Origin of the sequence: Knoellia locipacati (assembly GCF_044791685.1) — a bacterium.
In the GTDB taxonomy this organism is placed as follows: Bacteria; Actinomycetota; Actinomycetes; order Actinomycetales; family Dermatophilaceae; genus Knoellia; species Knoellia locipacati_A.
This window is the reverse complement of the sequence record NZ_CP087730.1, coordinates 2237793-2255502: the sequence shown is the minus strand read 5'-3', so window position 1 is coordinate 2255502 and position 17710 is coordinate 2237793. Positions and strand designations below refer to the sequence as shown.

Annotated in this window: 13 protein-coding genes; all 13 read left to right on the top strand. The window is 66.3% G+C overall.

Features of this window, described 5'->3' with window-relative positions; all coding sequences use genetic code 11:
- Positions 1-117 precede the first annotated feature (117 nt).
- On the top strand, positions 118-819 hold the full coding sequence (locus LL946_RS10425; RefSeq protein WP_404380367.1) for a methyltransferase family protein: 702 nt from the start codon (positions 118-120) through the stop codon (positions 817-819).
- Entirely contained in the window at positions 806-1009 is a 204-nt protein-coding gene (locus LL946_RS10420) for a hypothetical protein (RefSeq protein WP_404380365.1), read from the top strand. The genes LL946_RS10425 and LL946_RS10420 overlap by 14 nt, the downstream gene beginning before the upstream one ends.
- Positions 1006-1791 (top strand): ATP-binding cassette domain-containing protein, encoded by a 786-nt coding sequence (locus LL946_RS10415; RefSeq protein ID WP_404380363.1) that lies wholly within the window; start codon positions 1006-1008, stop codon positions 1789-1791. The genes LL946_RS10420 and LL946_RS10415 overlap by 4 nt, the downstream gene beginning before the upstream one ends.
- Entirely contained in the window at positions 1788-3338 is a 1551-nt protein-coding gene (locus LL946_RS10410; RefSeq protein ID WP_404380361.1) for an ABC transporter permease, read from the top strand. Before LL946_RS10415 ends, LL946_RS10410 begins: the two co-directional genes overlap by 4 nt.
- 244 nt (positions 3339-3582) lie before the next feature.
- Entirely contained in the window at positions 3583-4461 is an 879-nt protein-coding gene (locus LL946_RS10405) for an SPFH domain-containing protein (protein WP_404380359.1), read from the top strand.
- Between the two features lie 239 nt (positions 4462-4700).
- Positions 4701-7970, top strand: a complete 3270-nt coding sequence (locus LL946_RS10400; RefSeq protein ID WP_404380357.1) for a beta-phosphoglucomutase family hydrolase — start codon at positions 4701-4703, stop codon at positions 7968-7970.
- Positions 7971-9037: 1067 nt separating this feature from the next.
- Positions 9038-9976: a magnesium transporter CorA family protein gene (locus LL946_RS10395; protein WP_404380355.1), complete on the top strand. Its 939-nt coding sequence runs from the start codon at positions 9038-9040 to the stop codon at positions 9974-9976.
- A 329-nt stretch (positions 9977-10305) separates the two neighbouring features.
- The gene (locus tag LL946_RS10390) at positions 10306-10581 is read left to right on the top strand and encodes a DUF2933 domain-containing protein (protein ID WP_404380353.1); all 276 of its coding nucleotides are present in this window, start codon (positions 10306-10308) and stop codon (positions 10579-10581) included.
- Between the two features lie 123 nt (positions 10582-10704).
- Positions 10705-13194 carry a heavy metal translocating P-type ATPase gene (locus LL946_RS10385; RefSeq protein ID WP_404380351.1) on the top strand — a complete coding sequence of 830 codons (2490 nt, stop codon included), beginning with the start codon at positions 10705-10707 and terminating at the stop codon, positions 13192-13194.
- Between the two features lie 320 nt (positions 13195-13514).
- Entirely contained in the window at positions 13515-14906 is a 1392-nt protein-coding gene (locus LL946_RS10380) for a DHA2 family efflux MFS transporter permease subunit (RefSeq protein ID WP_404380349.1), read from the top strand.
- Positions 14907-15059: 153 nt separating this feature from the next.
- Positions 15060-15527: a hypothetical protein gene (locus LL946_RS10375; protein ID WP_404380347.1), complete on the top strand. Its 468-nt coding sequence runs from the start codon at positions 15060-15062 to the stop codon at positions 15525-15527.
- A complete protein-coding gene (locus LL946_RS10370) occupies positions 15482-17245 on the top strand; it encodes an NUDIX domain-containing protein (protein ID WP_404380345.1) in 1764 nt (587 codons plus the stop codon). Before LL946_RS10375 ends, LL946_RS10370 begins: the two co-directional genes overlap by 46 nt.
- Complete coding sequence (locus tag LL946_RS10365; protein ID WP_404380343.1) at positions 17242-17655, top strand: hypothetical protein; 414 nt, start codon at positions 17242-17244, stop codon at positions 17653-17655. The genes LL946_RS10370 and LL946_RS10365 overlap by 4 nt, the downstream gene beginning before the upstream one ends.
- Positions 17656-17710: the final 55 nt, after the last annotated feature.

Here is a 17710-nt window from a genome sequence, read left to right as displayed (position 1 = left end):
AGAAGCCAGCGGCCCAGACAATCAATCTCATGAGGCGGAAGCAATGATCAACTCGAAGATCGACATCACACCGGCGGAACGAGTCGCCCCCACCAGTGGATCCAGCGGTGACCGGTGATGGACCAGGACTATGGCTTGTGGCCGCTGGTAATCATCAACAGCGTCCTGCTCATCGCGTTCGCGGGCAGCTTCTTCCATCCCCGCAGTAAGCGGGACTGGCATGCGATGGGGGCGTACTCGGCGTTCATCGTCGCCCTGTTCACCGAGATGTACGGCCTGCCACTGACCATCTACCTACTCTCTGGGTGGCTCGGATCCCGTTTCCCCGCGTTGCAGGCGACCCATTCGGGTGGGCACCTATGGAACGACCTCATCGGATGGCAAGGCGACCCGCACGTCAGCCCCTTCCACCTAGCCAGCTACGCAGTGCTGCTGGCCGGGTTCTGGCTGATCGCCGCCGCGTGGACGCACCTGCTCCGATCCGCGCGGGAGGACCGACTCGCCACCACAGGTCCCTACGCCTGGGTACGCCACCCCCAGTACCTGGGGTTCCTGGCGATCATGGTGGGGTTCCTCCTGCAGTGGCCCACCCTCCCCACCTTGGTGATGTTCCCCGTCCTCGTCTACGTGTACTGGCGGCTGGCCCGAACCGAGGAACGTGGGGTCGCCGCCCGTTACCCCGATGAATGGCCCACCTACGCAGCCGGTGTGCACCGACTCCGGCCACGCCGCCCCTCACTGGTGCCCCCGACTCCACCGCCCGCCGGGCAAGCAGGGCCTCGCTCAATCCAGAAGGAGAACCATCATGCACATCCGTAACCGGCTCATCTTCACCATCATCCTGACCGCGGGCCTGCTGGCGCTGCCGGCTGCACCAGCGCTTGCCGTGCCATCGAACAACTTCGGCTCCCATGTGCGTGTCTGTGCGCAAACAATGGGATTCGGCGGTTCCCACAACCCGGGGATGCACCGAGGCGCTGCCGGCTGGGACGGCGAACCGTGCCAGTGATCGATGCCACCACGGGGGCCACAGACCCCAGTGCCGGCTCGCCGAGGAGGCGGGAGGCAGGCAGCCAACGACGCACAGAGACGACGACAGCCGAGCGCGAGGCGGAGACCTCCAAGGCGGCCGCCGGAAGAGACGCACTCAACCCAAAGGCGGACTTACTCGTCGCTATCGGTATCAAGAAGTCGTTCGGCCGCGGACTCTGGCCGATTCGCCGAAGCATGCCTGTGCTGCGAGGCGCTGACCTCACGTTGCACGCCGGCGAAGTGGTGGGTTTGGTCGGTGAGAATGGTTCGGGCAAGAGCACCCTGATGAAGATCCTGGTCGGTGCGCTCGCCGCCGACAGCGGGGCTGTGACCCGCGTCGGGCGGCTGGGCTACTGCCCGCAGCGACCATTGGTGTATGCGCGGCTCACCTGTGATGAGCACTTCGACTTGTTCGGCCACGCCTGCGCGCTCACCGATGAAGCCATCGTCGCTTCCCGCGACGACCTCTACGACTCGCTCGGCTTCGGTCGCTACGCAGGCACCCGAGCAGACCAACTCTCCGGCGGCACCCTGGCGAAGCTCAACCTCGGTATCGCGCTGCTCGCCGACCCGGACCTGTTGCTGCTGGATGAGCCATATGCCGGGTTTGACTGGGACACCTACCAGAAGTTCTGGACGCTGGTTGCCGAGCGGCGACAACTGGGTCGCTCGGTGCTTATCGTCAGCCACTTTGTTGTGGACGAGGACCGATTTGACCGCATCGTAGAGGTCAAGGATGGTCTCGCGGTGCCGCGATGACCACCGTGTTCGTCCGCCGGTTCATGGCCGACTACGCCCGTAACCCAATCAACCTGATCCTGCTCGTCGTCGTCCCCACCGTCTTCGTCGTCGTCGTTGCCGGCAGCATGGCTGATGCCGCCAAGCTTGTCGGTGGCGTCGGTGGCCCCGCCGTCGAAACCGCTACCGCCGGCTGGGCGGCCGCGTTCCTCGCCGGCATCGCGATGTACTTCCAGACCGCCGCGACGCGCGACACAGATCGCCGGGTCGTCATCGCAGGGCTCCCCGCGAACCGTCTGGTTGCTGCGCGGCTGATAACAGGAACGCTACTTGCGGCACTGGCCAGCGCCGCGGCTGTCGTCGCTCTCGCGGTGCGCACCGGTGTCGATCACCCAGGCCGGGCCATTGTGGGTACCTTCATGTTTGCCCTCATCTACGTCGCCATCGGTGCCGTAGTCGGCTCCATCGCTGGAAACCCGGTCAACGGCACCGTGATCGTCATGTTCGTGTGGATCATCGATGTGTTCTTCGGCCCGGCCATGGGGGCCGCGGACCGGGTCGCCACCCGCGGGCTGCCCACCCACTTCGTCACCCTGTGGATGGTCGATCTTCCCTCCCGACACGGCGGCCGCCTCGGTGACCTCGGCTGGGCGTTGGCGTGGACGGTCACGGCGGTAGCCGCCGCCTGGGTCCTGGCCGGGGCCCGCACCCGGGTCAAGAGTCCCCGCTCCCGACTCGCAGACCCAGCCGGACTGAGAGCCCAGCTTGCCGCGGCCGGGCGAGCCGCCTGGCGCGATGCACGTCGCAACCGTGTCCAATGGGTGCTGTTCGTCGTCGTCCCGGTCGTGTTCATCTTGGCCGCGGACGCCGTCACCCCGAACAAACCGATCACCTTGACCTTGCAGGAGCACGGCCACAGCCTCACCAGGGCGTTCGCCATGCCCGCCGTACACGGTGCAACGATGGCGCCCATCGCGATTGCCTCGCTTGCCGCCCTCGTCGGCCTCTTCGTGCTCCTCGACAGCCGAGACGGTGACCGCCGATCAGTCCTCGCCGGGCTACGACCGGGCACTCTCTTCGGTGCCCGGCTCGGTGTCCTCGCCCTGATGGCCCTGGCTGCCACCGTCGTTTCGCTGGCCACCACAGCGCTGGTCTTCCAACCCACCCGCTGGTTCACCTACGCTGCCGCGAACCTGCTCCTTGCGTTTACCTACGCCCTCGTCGGAGCGCTGCTCGGACCGCTGTTCGGCCGCGTCGGGGGTGTCTTCATTGCGTTCCTGCTGCCCTTCCTCGACCTCGGCATCACGCAAAGCCCGATGCTGCATGCCGAACCGACGACGTTCTCCAGGCTGCTCCCCGGGTACGGCGGATCCCGCGTCCTCCTGGACGGCGCACTCACCAGCACCTTCGACCAGGCCCAGCCATTGCTCATCGGTGTGGCCTGGCTCGTCACCCTTGGCATCGCCGTCGCCCTGATCTATCGACACGCCACCATGCCCTCACCAACCATGGTTCGCGCGGCCAGCGCGGATCTGACAATGAGTCCGCCTTCGCAACGCCCCACCTAAGGTGCGCGCTCATGACCAGATCCAAAGCACAAAGCTCGGGGTATAGCACCCCCGGACGCGACCCACCGTGGCCGTTCGGGGGGCCACTCCTCGTCTGCTGGGCGGCGCATCGTGTTCATCGCGGCAGAAGGGGACTTTGGACCCTGCCAATCGGCGCGGGCTCATGGTCGTGTGAGAGCAGTGAGGAATACAGGCGCTCGTCGCAGAGCGACAACTCCCACGCGTATCCGATCGGAGCACCACCATGAGCACCCTGGCAATTGTCCTGACAGTCATCGTCGCCGTCTTGTTCCTCCTTCTTTCGATGACGATCAAGATCGTCAAGCAGTACGAGCAGGGGGTGGTGTTCCGGCTGGGACGCGTCACGGGGGCACGCGAGCCGGGGCTCCGCACGATCATCCCGTTCGTCGAAGTGATGCATCAGGTCTCCCGGCGTATCGTGACCATGCCGATCCAGTCGCAGGGCATCATCACCCGCGACAACGTCAGCGTGGACGTCTCCGCTGTCGCATACTTCCGGGTCGTGGACACGGTCAAGTCCGTGGTCGCGATCGAGAACGTGTATGCAGCGATCGACCAGATCGCCCAGACCACGCTGCGAAAGGTGGTCGGCCAGCACACCCTCGACGAGACCCTGTCGGAGACCGATCGGATCAACCTGGACATCCGCGAGATCCTCGACGTCACCACCGTCGAGTGGGGCGTCGAGGTCACCCTGGTCGAGCTCAAGGACATCCAGCTACCCGACAGCATGAAGCGCGCCATGGCCCGGCAGGCCGAGGCCGAGCGTGAGAAGCGAGCCAAGATCATCAACGCCGAGGGCGAGTCCCTGGCCGCCGCTGCGCTCGGTGATGCCTCCGACACGATGATGGCGCACCCCCTGGCGCTGCAGCTGCGCAACCTCCAAAGCCTGGTGGAGATCGGGGTGGACAAGAACACCACCGTCGTCTTCCCGGCACCGCTGATGACCACCATCGCCGAGCTCGGCGCGTTTCTGGCCCGCGAGTCCGCGGCAGCCTCTGACTCCGAGCGACCGTCGGGTGAACACGACAAGCCGGTCATCAAGCCGGTCCCGGTTGTGGCCGCCAATGGGAAGGTCGGCGCGGGAACGAGCACGGTATGACGCGCGCAGCAGTCCGCGGGCGGTGGTCCGGCTCGCAGCGGGGCCACCGTCCCCTCAGACCCGCCAACGACAACTGGGGATATCGATGATCGTGACCCACCCGACCTCAGCTGCGGGCACCACACCCCAGGAAGGGGCTGGCCCCGACACCCGCGGGACATACAACCCTCCGACCACTGACCGGTCGTGGCCCTACGAGGCAGCGTCCCCGGCATGACGAGGCGCCCATCGGAGTTGTCGTGACCAGCCCGACGGCGCCCTCCGACCCTGACCTTGGCCTGCGTTCGTACGACGCGGTCATCTTCGACATGGATGGTGTGGTCACTGACACCGCGGCGGTACACGCCAAAGCTTGGAAGAACTTGTTCGACGAGGTGCTTCCCGAACTGGCCGTGATGCCGACGTCGAGTTTTGACGTCTCTGAGGACTACCGTCGTTACGTCGACGGCCGCACCCCGGAGGACGGCGTCCGCGCTTTCCTCGCCTCTCGAAAGCTCGAGCTGCCGGAGGGGGAGGCCGACGACCCCAGACAACGCGGGACCGTGCGGGGACTCGCGGCACGCAAGCAGCAGCTGTTCAGCGAACAGATGGCTGAGTCCGGTGCGGTGGCATTCCCGAGCTCTGTTGTGTTGTTACGGCGCCTGCGTGCCGTCGGCATCCCGACAGCCTTGGTGACCTCGAGCCGCAACAGCCAGGCGGTGCTAGAGGCAGCGGGCGTCGGCGACCTTTTCGACGTTCGGGTCGACGGCGGCGACGCGCTGCGGCTCTCGTTGCCCGGAAAACCCGATCCCGCCATGTTCCTGGAGGCGGCCCATCTCCTCGGGGTAGACCCGGCACGCTCGGTCGTGGTCGAGGACGCCGAGGACGGCGTGCGGGCCGGGGCAGTCGGCGGCTTTGGTCTCGTCGTCGGTGTCGATCGCACCGGCAATCGCGCCGAGCTGCTCGTTGCGGGAGCGCACATCGTCGTTGAAGACCTGGCCGGTCTCGAGATTGACACCGCGTTCGCCGAACCGTCCGAACACTGGTGCGCCGACGCGTCGGTGAGTTCAGACCCTTGGATACTGGCCTATGACGGGTTCGCGCCTGCAATGGAAGGCACCCGAGAAGCACTGTGCACGCTGGGCAACGGCTACTGGGCGACGCGCGGGTCCGCGCCAGGTAGCACCGCCAGCGGGGTCCACTACCCCGGGACGTACCTCGCCGGGGTCTACAACCGGCTGAGCAGCGACATCGGTGGCCGGGTGGTCGAGAACGAGCACCTGGTCAACGCCCCCGACTGGACCTGGCTCACGGTTGGCCCCCCGGGTGGACAGCCGTACGTACCAGGCTCGGCTGACATGGTCAGCTGCCACCAAGAGCTCGACCTGCGCCGCGGCGTGCTCACCCGCGTCTGTCACTACCGCGACAACGTCGGACGCACCACCCGGGTGACCTCGACGTCGCTGGTGCATTTGACGCGGCAGCATCTTGCGGTCCTGGAGACGACGGTGGAGGCAGAGGACTGGTCCGGCCCGCTGGTCATCCGTTCCGGCATCGAGGGTCGCGTCGCCAACCGCAACGTGGCCGCAGACCGGCTTCTCGCCGACCGGCACCTGGAGCCGGTCGCCGCCCTGGAGGTCGACCGCGAGACGGTGCTCCTGGACGTGGTCACCCGCCAGTCCCGGGTGCACATCGCCATGGCCTCGCGAAGCCGGGTAACACTCGGCGACGCCGGCGTCGTCGAGGTGGAACGTCGACTGCTGCACGACGACCCGGGCTACGTCGGACATGAAATCGTGCTTGAGTTGCGAGCCGGCCAACCAGTCACGATCGAAAAGGTCGTCGCGGTGGCGACCTCCCGGGACCCAGCCCTCTCCAGTCCCATTCTGTCCGCGACCGGCAGGATCGCGCGAGCGCCCACTGCCGCCGCCCTCTTGCGGACCCATGAGGCGGCCTGGGGGCGCCTGTGGGAACGGTTCGGCGTCGACATGCGGGCAGGCCAGCGACAGTCGCTGGCGCTGAACCTGAACACCTTCCACGTCTTGCAGACGATCGCTGCGGCCGGACCCGATTTGGACGCGGGTGTGCCGGCCCGTGGCCTGCACGGGGAGGGCTACCGCGGGCATGTGTTCTGGGACGAGATGTTCGTCTACCCGATGCTCACCCTGCGCCGGCCTGACCTGACGCGGGCGTTGCTGCGCTACCGCCACTTCCGCTTGGACCAGGCCCGGGCCGCCGCCTGCGAAGCCGGGTTGGACGGTGCGATGTTCCCGTGGCAGAGCGGCAGCGACGGCCGGGAAGAGACACCGCACGAGCTCTACAACCACCGCACCGAGAGCTGGATGCCGGACAACTCCCACCTTCAGCGCCACGTGGGTCTGGCGGTCGCCTATAGCGTCTGGCAGTACTACCAGGCCACCGCAGACCTGGCCTTCCTCGTCGACGTGGGGGCGGAGATCATGGTCGAAGTCACCCGCCTCTTCGCGAGCCTGGCCACGTACGACGCAGCCGAGGACCGTTTCGAGATTGCCGGGGTAATGGGGCCTGACGAGTTCCACGACGGCTATCCCGACGCACCCGGCCAGGGGATCCGCAACAACAGCTACACCAATGTCATGGTGGCCTGGCTCACCGCCCGGACCTCGGAGACACTGGACCTTCTTGCTGGCCAGGACTGCGGCCCGCTGGAGGACAGGTTGGGTTTGCGCCCCGGGGAGCGTGAACGTTGGGACCTCATGGGTCGTCGTCTGCGGGTGCCCTTCCACTCCGACGGCATCATCAGCCAGTTCGAGGGTTACGAGCAGCTCGCGGAGTTCGACTGGGACACGTACCGCGAGCGATACGGCGACATCGGGAGACTGGACCTGATTCTGGCGGCCGAGGGTGACAGCCCCAACAACTACCGGCTTTCCAAACAGGCTGATGTGCTGATGCTCTTCTACCTGTTCTCCGCCGAGGAGCTTCGCGGACTGCTTGAATCGATGGGCTACTCGCTGCCGCCGAACACGATTCCGCGCACCCTCGACTTCTACCTGGCCCGCACCAGCAATGGCTCGACCCTGAGCCGTCTGGTGCACTCCTGGGTGCTGGCGCGCAGCGACCGGCACCGGTCATGGTCGCTGTTCACCCAGGCGCTGGACAGCGACCTCGCCGACATCCAAGGCGGCACTACCCGCGAAGGCATTCACCTCGGTGCCATGGCAGGCACCGTCGACCTGATCCTGCGCTGCTACGCCGGCTTGGAGATCCGCGACGACGTACTGCGACTGCATCCGAGCCTCCCCCCGGAGCTTGGCCACACCGCCTTCCAGATGGTCTACCGCGGCCAGCCGATCAGTGTCGAGCTGAGCCGCGCGCAGGTCCGGCTACGGTTGCACCCGCATTCCGGTCAACCGATCACCGTGTGCATCGAGGACCAGACAAGCGTCCTCTCGCCGGGCGACGAGCACGTCGTAGCCCTCGCACCCGAGACGCCAGTCGGCCCCAGCCGCCACCACATAAGTCGCGTGTCGGCCGGCTTCGCACGATGACCTACCTGTCCGGCCGCGCCGCAAGCTGGGTAGCGATGTCGATGGCAAGCGGCTCCGCTGGCTGGGGGGATCCGCCACGCGACAGCGCCCGCCGTGCGGCGGTGGCGCGCTGGCGGCGGGACCTCGCGCCGCGAAGGCATCCTTCAGGTCCGGACGTCCGGATCGGAATCGAGTGGTGTTGCTGTTGCACGGCATGGCAGGAGCCGGCAACAGCTTCGGAGCTGCATTCGATCGGCTCGGCCACTCCGCCCGGGCCGTCGTGCCCGACCTGTTGGTTTCGGTGGTTCGATGCTGCCACCGGGTCCGTCAGCGGACAGGACCACCTCGATGCGCTGGACCAGATGCTGGCGGCATTGGATCTGGCCCACGGGCCCTCGTCGTCGTCGTCGGGCACCCGATGGGTGGGCCGACCGCTCTGCGTTCGCCGCGCGACACAGCGACCGCGTACGCATCGTGACGCGCTGTACCGCGACGCCGCGGAGGCAAGCGAACGGATCGCCCTCATGGGCGTTCGACGCAGCGCTGGCCGGTGACGGACCGCTGCCGAACCGGCTGTGCGCGTGGGTGGGCCGGCACCGGGCCATGACGGAACGGTTGGCAGTGGTCATCCGCCCGGACCTGCCCGTCCCAGTGGCCCGCTCAGTGATCCGCCACACCTCGGACAGCCACAGGGGCGCCCTCGACGGTCTCCTCCGTGCACCTTAGCGGGAGCCCGCACTAGGCAGACTCGCCGCGGCAGATACCCGGTCGCGCTGGTCGAAGGCAGCGCCGACCCTGTCCCGGTGCGGGGCCGCAGCACTCGCCGAAGCGGTGGTGAGTGTGCGCCACCGGATTCGCGAAAAGGCGATTCACCTTCTTTCCCTGACCGAAGGCGACTGGTGTGCGGCTCTGCTCGTCGACCATCTCGACGCGACGCCGCCCCGGGGTCTGAAGGCCAACAGGGCTCGAGTCCGCCAACGAGCGTTCAAGGTCCTAACAAGCCCGATGTCATAGAGAGCGCCGCGACCACCGCGGAATTGCGGAATACTCAAGACATGGTGCAAACCCGCTGCTATCGCAACGGGGACTTGACCGACGAGGGCTTCGCCTTAGAGGACGTATCCGAGCACCTCGACGACGCGTCAGCGATGGTGTGGGTCGATCTTTGCGCCCCCGACGTGGCGGATCTGCAGCTCGTCGCCGACGAGCTCGGGCTGCATGCCCTCGCAGTGGAGGACGCCACCAGCGGTCGCCAACGGCCGAAGTTCAACCGCTTCACCGGGCACGACTTCCTCACCGTGTATGCCGTGCAGCTGGACGTCCAAACCGGTGCACTGGTCACCGGCGAGATCGCCGCCTTCATCACCGCCCAGGCACTGGTCACGGTCCGAAAGGACAACGACTTCCCCATCGAGGGATTGCTCGACAGGTGGGACGACAACACCGACCTCGCCAAATACGGGGTCGGGTCACTCGTGCACGGACTGCTCGACTACGTCGTCGACGGACACTTCGATGCCGTCCAGGCCCTCGACGATCAGATCGAGGAGCTCGAGGACCTGCTATTCGACGACCGCCCGCACGACAAAGACGTCCAACGCCGAAGCTTTGAGCTGCGCAAGAGCCTTGTCCACCTCCGCCGAGTCGTGCTGCCGATGCGAGAGGTGCTAAACACGCTCATGCGTCGCGACGTCGGCCTTGTCCCCAACGACATGACGCCCCACTTCCAAGACGTCTATGACCACGTCCTACGCGCCACCGAGTGGACCGAGAGCCTGCGCGACCTGGTCGCCACCATCGTGGAAACGAACCTGACGATCCAAGGAAACCGGCTCAACATCATCACCAAGAAGGTGACTAGCTGGGCAGCGATCATCGCCGTACCCACTGCCATCACCGGCTTCTACGGCCAGAACCTGCCGTACCCCGGCTTTAGCAACGACTCGGGGTTCATCACCTCATCTGCTCTCATCGTGACGCTGTCAGGGGGCCTTTACATGGCGTTCAGGCGCAAGCAGTGGCTCTGAGGGAAGTCGAGCAGCCCGCGTCCAACCGAAGTGGCCGCACTTCTACCGGCTTGCGGAAGCACTGGGCTCCCACCGCCAAACGGCACCGAGCATGACAACCTCGGAGCTGACCCAAGACCTCAGCGGATGGACCTACTGACAGGTTCCCCCGAGCACCTTCACTGGCAGTGCCCAGCGGTTACCTCGTGCTAGACCAGAAATCACTCTCAGGTTGCCCGGGGCGGGCGCCGGATGAATGCCCGGCCAAGTCGGGACCAAAGGCTCTGCTCCACGCCGAGGCCGGTTGAGAGCCTAGGTCACGTGGCGGAAACTATCCCGCTGAACGACCCATGGAGGCACTAATGAACAGCAGCCGATATCCCCTATATGCCCTAGCGATCCTGGTGGGAGGTGCGATTGGGCTGTGGGCCGGGATCTCTCCCTTCCTTCTGATCCTTCTGGTGCTGTGTCCTCTGATGATGTTCTTCATGATGCGCGGCGGCATGCACGGTGACGCGCACAGCGGCCACGGGGAGTCCGGTGCCCCCGATGACCCGAAGCAGGGTTCACAGCCCACTCGCTCCGCAGACCTCGATGGGTCGCACGAACGTATCGACCGGCCCTAGCTCGGATGCATATCCCTCGCCTTCACGTTGGTGCTCTCGGCTTCCAACACGGCGACCCATGACCCGCGTTCGATGCCGCGACCGGCGATCGAGAACCCCCTTACGTTTCGGAGATGAGTACTGATGTCCACACCGCTGCATGACGCCACGCTGATCGCTGTTTTGGAGCTTGATGGGCTTCATTGGGCAACCCAGAAGAGCGCGGTGGAGGCCGAACTCGGCCGTCGGCCCGGAGTAGTAGCGGTGGCGGCAAACCCGGTTGCTCAGACTGCGACGGTGACCTATGACCCCGCCACCACGAACGTCGCCGAACTCGCAGGGTGGATCAGGGACTGTGGTTACCACTGCCGCGGCGAATCGATCCCGGACCATGTTTGCGCACCCGCGGTCGCAGGAGGCGACCCAACACCAGGTTCCACGCCAACGCCCGCACACGAGGGTCATGTCGGGCACGACATGGACGCCGTGGCGCCCATGTCGCCATCGACGGAACGCACCGCAAGCCCTGCCGAAGTGATGGGCCACGGCGGTCATGGTGAGATGTCGATGGCCGCGATGGTTCGTGACATGAGGAACCGCTTTCTGGTCGCGGTGATCTTCGGGGTCGTGATCACGCTGTGGTCGATGATCGGGCGCGAGGTGCTCAACTTCTCCGTCCCAGCGCCGTTCGGCCTGCGTGACGATGTGTTCCAGCTGGTCTTAAGCCTGCCGGTGATCTCTTATTCCGCGCAGGTGTTCTTCGCCGGTGCGTTCCGGGCGCTGCGGGCCCGGACGTTGGACATGATGGTGCTGGTCGCGGCGGCCGTGGGAGCCGGATGGGTGTACTCGGTCGGAGTCACCCTCACCGGCGGCGGTGACGTGTTCTACGAGGCCGCGACCATCTTGACGGCCTTCGTCCTGCTAGGTCACTACTTCGAGATGCGCGCTCGGGGTGGAGCCAACGAGGCCGTCCGTGCACTGCTGAAGCTGGCGCCGCCTGTCGCGGTCGTGGTCCGGGACGATGAGGCGGTGGAGATCCCGACCGACCAGGTCGTGGTGGGTGATCTGCTGCTGGTGCGTCCGGGTTCGAAGATCGCCTCCGACGGGGTGGTCGAGGACGGCGAGAGCGATGTCGATGAGTCGACGGTGACCGGTGAGAGCCTCCCGGTACACAAGGCTCGCGGCGACGAGGTCGTCGGGGCCACCATCAACACCACCGGGACACTGCGGGTGCGTGCTACCAAGGTCGGCGCCGACACAGCCCTGGCCCAAATCGTGAAACTCGTGCAAGAGGCGCAGAACTCCAAGGCACCCGGGCAGCGGCTCGCCGACAGGGCCGCGTTCTGGCTCGTGTTCGTGGCGTTGGTCGGTGGGGTCGGCACGTTCGTGGTGTGGCTCCTGGTTGGCCGCCCGGTCGACGAGGCGCTGCTGTTCGCGATCACCGTGGTGGTGGTGACCTGCCCGGACGCGCTCGGGTTGGCCACCCCGACCGCGATCATGGTGGGCACCGGTCTCGGCGCGGGTCGTGGGGTGCTGTTCAAGAACGCCACGGCGATCGAGACGTCGAAGAAGATCGACGTGGTGGTGATGGACAAGACCGGCACGCTGACCCTTGGTGCGCCGGACGTGACCGACCTGATCATCGAAGGGATGGGAGAGACCGACGCCCTGGCTCTGATGGCAGCCGTGGAGCGCGAATCCGAGCATCCTCTCGCCGCGGCGATCGTCCGTCACGCAGAGACCGCCGATGCACCGCGCTTGACTGCTGAAGACTTTTCAAACGTGCCAGGAAAGGGTGCGATCGCGACGGTTGAGGGCCGCCGGGTCGTGGTGGGAACCCTGCGCCTGATGCAGGCCGAATCTATCGACCTCGGAACCCTCGGGACCCGACAGGAGGAGCTCGCCGCCGGCGGCAAGACCGCTGTGCTCGCTGCGGTCGACGGTCGCGCCGTGGCCGTGATTGGCCTTGCGGACGCGGTGCGCCCTACTTCGGCCGCAGCGGTGGCCGAGCTACACGAGATGGGCGTGGAGGTGGTCATGCTCACCGGTGACAACACCGCGACCGCCCAACGCATCGCCGCACAGTTGGGCGTCACCACCGTCATCGCCGAAGTGCTGCCCGTGGACAAGGCAGCCAAGGTCCAGGAACTCGCCGCTGCCGGTCATCGGGTGGCGATGGTCGGCGACGGTGTCAACGACGCTCCGGCCCTGGCGCAGGCCGACCTCGGGATCGCGATCGGTGCCGGCACCGACGTCGCGGTTGAGACCGCCGACGTCGTCCTGATGCGCTCAGACCCCCTCGACGTCGCCGTGGCACTGCGCATCGGCCGCGGCACCGTACGGAAGATGAAGCAGAACCTGTTCTGGGCCGTCGGCTACAACGCCATCGCCCTGCCCATCGCCGCAGGCGTTTTCGAGCCCACCTTCGGACTCGTCCTGCGCCCAGAAATCGCGGCGATCACGATGGCGGGATCCAGCTTCCTGGTCGCGGTGAACGCGCTGACCCTCAAGCGTCTCAAACTGCCAAAGCCCTCGCAGTCACGCAAGCCCCCGGGGCCATTGACCCCGCCCAACTCGGCAACACACGCGCCGGCTGTGTCGGTGGGCGCCGGCGGACCAACCGAGAAGCATTGACCAGGCGTCCTGGCCCCTGAGGTCAAGCCCGCCCCAGCCGTTGACCTACGAGAAGGAACCGAACATGTGCCTTTCTGCGACCGCGAGCTCTACCGCCGAGACGGTTCTGAGCGTGGTGGGCGTGCTCACGGTGCGAATGTCCCAGGGTAAGCGCGAAGATCTGACTCCAAACCCCACCGGGGGCACGAGCGTGCGTGATCGCGCCATCTCGGGCACGGCCCATGTCTAGGACGCGACCCGCAGCCTCACCACTGCCGAAACCGTTGGTGAGGCCTAACGGTCGCTGGACCGCTCTGGCCGGACTTACTCTGGTCACCTTCGTGCTGCTGCTGGACGACACTGCCGTAGCCGTCGCGCTGCCAGCGATTCAACGTCAGCTCGGGATGGGTCTCAACGGACTCGAGTGGGTGGTCAACGCCTACACGCTGACCATCGCCGCGTTCACCCTGCTTGCCGGACGGCTGGGTGACCGCGACGGTCGGCGCAGGATATTCCTCACGGGCCTCGCGATCTTCACGTTGGCATCCCTCGGAGCGGGCATGGCCCCCACCGGCGAACTGTTGATCGCCGCCCGCTCGGTCCAAGGCCTCGGCGCCGCGCTGATCGCTCCGACGTCGCTGGCGATCATCGCAGACACATTCCCACGCAACCAGCGCGGCGTGGCCATCGGGATCTGGGCCGGGGTCTCGGCCAGTGCGCTCGGACTCGGCCCGCTCTTCGGTGCCATCATCAACGACAGCCTTGGTTGGCGCTGGATCTTCCTGCTGAACGTTCCCGTAGGCGTGTGTATCTGGCTAGTTGCTCGCAGCGTTCTCAGCGAGTCTCACGTGCCCCAAGCGCCGCGACATCTGGACGCGGCGGGTGCAGCCATCTCCGGCTCCGGCTTCCTTGCCCTGCTGCTTGGGCTCTCGCAGGGCAACGTGGCCGGGTGGGTCTCTCCGCGGGTTATCATCCTCTTCGCTACTGCCGCCCTGTGCTTCACAGTGTTTGCCTGGCACGAGAACCGCGCGACCGAACCCCTGCTGGACCTCTCTCGCTTCAAGGACCGGGCCTTCGCCGGGGCAAACATCCAGATCCTGCTGGCAACCTCGGTGATGTGCAGCCTCTTCTTCTTCCTGTCCCTATACCTCCAGGTCGTGCTCGGCTACTCGGCACTCGCCGCAGGGGTCGGTCTGCTGCCTCTGACTGTGACCATCGTGGCGGTCGGTCCGCTCGCCGGCCGGCTGGCCGACCGGATCGGGCCGCGCCTGCCTGTCACGGTGGGGATGCTCCTGCTCGCTGCGGCGCTATTCGGCTTGTCGAGGCTGAGTGTGGACTCGAACCTCGGCGGGTTGATGCCCTGGTTCGCGCTGGCGGGTCTGGCCATCGGACTCGTCACCTCCCCGACGACCGCCGCCGCCATGGGGTCCACCGACGCGGCTGATAACGGCACGACCGCCGCCGTGTTCAGCACCTTCCAAACCACCGGCCTGACCCTCGGCATCGCGATCATGGGAGCGATCTTGGCGTCAGTCGGTACAGGCGCAACCTTCACCCGCAACCTCGATGCCCAGCATCACGCGGAGTTCGTCCAGGGCTTCTCCACAGCCCTCACCGTCAACGCCGCGATCGCCCTGTTCGCCGCCGTCCTCGCCGCACTCACCCTGCGCCCACACCCGATCGGCATCGAATCGCCCACCGCCGCGGCCAGCGGCGAACACGATCAACGATGAGCGACCGCGCCGCGGCAAACTTGCTCGCCAACCCGGTCGGCCAACCCAGGTATGAACGGGCGAAGCAGACGGCTCCCGCCCCGGTCGGTGGCCGGGCTCGAAGGGACCAAAGCCTCTGGTATCCGAGGCACGGTTGCTGACAGTGTCGGCGGCATGGAACGCGACAAGGACGTGTGCAGCCCTTGCCTCGTGCAACTCTCTTCACCGCACGAGCGGCGGCTGGCACTTCAGGAAGCCATTCTCGCGGAGTCCGAGCCGCTGATCACGGTGACGCACCTGCTTCGTTTGTGTCGGGACGAGCATCGGGTGCTGTGGGAAGGCCGGCACGAACCGGAGAGCCGCCGGTCTGTGGTCAACGTCATCGACGCTATCGACGCTATCGACGATCTTATCTCCAGGGAGGGGTGCTCGACGCTGCTGATGTTTCGGTCCGGCGTGCTCTCTCCGAAGCACTGGGGCTGCTTCCCGATGTCCCCGTCGTGCTGGTGGCCCACGGCCTGGCAGAACTCGTCGACGACCGGTTCGGGCACACCTTTCCTGAGTCCTTCCGACGGCGCAGTCCGTATCAACCAGGAGTGGGCGACCCCATCCCGCTGGACAATCCCGACCTTCGGAGAGTGACCGCGATGCGGTCCACCTCACCGCCCTGGCGGCTAGCGAACCGGCTGGACGAGACGCGGCGTGTGCGACTGGCCGGCGAATGGGCGGTTCAGTTCCGCGTCGTGTTCGACTACAGCATTGCCGACAACCTCGACACCCTGATGACCCACGACGCTGTGATCGCTACCTGCCATCCCAATCGCAGCATCCTAGAGCTGGACCTCGCCCAGGTCAGCGACGGGCGGACGTTCCCCATCGGTCCGATCAACGCTGCGCGACAGCGCGTCGAAGTCAACCAGCTCATCAGCCAGGCAACCGGCGCTGGTGCCTCCATCATTGTCTTGCCCGAGTTGTGCCTCACCGAGGAGATCGCTCTGGAGCTGCAGGAATGGGTACGCCGACCGGACGGTCCCGGCCTCCTGATCGCTGGCAGCTTCCACCACGAAGATCCACACGACCAGGAACCGGGACAACCCCGCCGTCGCAACACCGCAATCGCCTGGATGCGCGGACACGAGCAGCCGCTGCTGCACGACAAGCACTCTCGCGGAAATCGGCCGATCCTCGAGGACATTCAGCCCGAGGGATGGCCGGAGTTACCGGGTCTACGTCAGCGCCCAGGGGTGGCACCTCGTGATCGCGATCTGCCGGGATCTGCTGAACCCCTGGCGGTGAACGCTCTGGCGGAGGCGGGGGCGAACTTGGTTCTCGTCCCGGCCATGAGTGAGACGCTCATGGCCTTTGGTGGGCCAGTTGCCCACCTGGTGGGCGCGGGCCAGGCCTTCGTCGCTGTTGCAAACAACCCCGGCGACTGGACGGTCGACGAGAACATCTCGTCGGTGCGTCGTCCCGCCCGCGCATTGTTCGGACATCCGGGCCTGGGCCAGCAGACTCGATTTGTGCAACCGGGAAACCCCGAACCCGGGGTGGCCCTGATGCGTGCCGATTCCGCTCACATCACGTGGGTGCCCGGCGCGTCCACTCCGGAGCAAGGGGATCAAGGTCTCCAGGGACAGCGCGATGTGCGAACACGCCCGGAATGGGTGACCCGGTTGATGGCGGAGGCCCGAGACGCCCGCACGATCGACTACGGGCCCGAACGCGTCTCCCTGAGACAAGCGGCAGTGCTCGTTCTCCTCACCGAAGGGTCTCAAGGACCAGAAGTTCTATTGACTGAACGAAGCAGCGATCTGACCGACTACCCGGGCCATGTCGTGTTCCCAGGCGGCGTCGCCGAACCCGGGGATCGGGGCCCAGTCGCAACGGCGCTGCGAGAGGCCACGGAGGAGGTGGGCTTGGACATCAACCTCGTCACAGTCGTCGACTGCCTTCCGCCGCTGGCGCTGCCGGACACCGGCTTCATCGTCTACCCGGTCTTGGCCTGGGCTAAGCAAGCGGCATCCCCTTCTGCGGTGAACTACACAGAGGTCGCGGCCCGCTTCGACATACCGCTGTGCCAGTTCGCCGACCGACATCGCCGCACCCCTGCGGTGGATGGCGATGCACACGGGTCAGCTGAAGCGCCCCAACTTGGAGCTGTCACGAGTGCGGTTATCGACATGGTGCTCGCCCGATTCCTTCGCGGCGAGCCCAGTCGAGGACCCGCACCCATCAACAACCACCCCGTCACCATGCGAACGGCTCCGCCCGTACCCTGGGACACGCCCGGTGTCAGCAGACCCAAGGTGGATCAGTCGTCCGCGGCCAAAGCAAACAGCGAAGTTCTTGCGCCGCGATGACGTCGATTGCGGCCTGGCTCCTCACGATCTGCGGCATCAGCCTCGTGGGCATCGGTGGATTCTTCGTTCTGGCCCGGCCGGCACTGCTGCCCGAGGACGCCCGGTTCATGAACTCCACCAGAAGGGAAATCTCCGATGCCGTCCCCGGTCTCGGCCGTTGGCTACGTCGCGTGTTCTGGGTGCTGGGCGGGTACGTCGCCGCGACAGGGTTCCTGGTCTTGTACGTCGCCAACACCGGACTGCGCGCAGGCAGCGCCGGCGCTCTGGCCATCTTGGCACTGTCGGGAGTGGCCTCGCTCGCGTGGATGACCACGGTCAACTTCCTGATCCGCTCGGACTTCAAGTGGGCGCTGCTGTGCCTCGATCTGGTTTGGGCACTGGGCCTACTGCTAGCCGCGGCCGCTCTCTGACCCGCAGCCGCGGCAGAACGATGGTGCAGCGCCTACTTCCCCGGTCTAACCCGGG

Excerpts from the sequence above, each read along its gene's own strand:
- LL946_RS10425 (WP_404380367.1), top strand. The coding sequence starts at position 118 with ATGGACCAGGACTATGGCTTGTGGCCGCTGGTAATCATCAACAGCGTC.
- LL946_RS10420 (WP_404380365.1), top strand. The coding sequence starts at position 806 with ATGCACATCCGTAACCGGCTCATCTTCACCATCATCCTGACCGCGGGC.
- LL946_RS10410 (WP_404380361.1), top strand. The coding sequence starts at position 1,788 with ATGACCACCGTGTTCGTCCGCCGGTTCATGGCCGACTACGCCCGTAAC.
- LL946_RS10405 (WP_404380359.1), top strand. The coding sequence starts at position 3,583 with ATGAGCACCCTGGCAATTGTCCTGACAGTCATCGTCGCCGTCTTGTTC.
- LL946_RS10390 (WP_404380353.1), top strand. The coding sequence starts at position 10,306 with ATGGAGGCACTAATGAACAGCAGCCGATATCCCCTATATGCCCTAGCG.
- LL946_RS10385 (WP_404380351.1), top strand. The coding sequence starts at position 10,705 with ATGTCCACACCGCTGCATGACGCCACGCTGATCGCTGTTTTGGAGCTT.
- LL946_RS10375 (WP_404380347.1), top strand. The coding sequence starts at position 15,060 with ATGGAACGCGACAAGGACGTGTGCAGCCCTTGCCTCGTGCAACTCTCT.
- LL946_RS10365 (WP_404380343.1), top strand. The coding sequence starts at position 17,242 with ATGACGTCGATTGCGGCCTGGCTCCTCACGATCTGCGGCATCAGCCTC.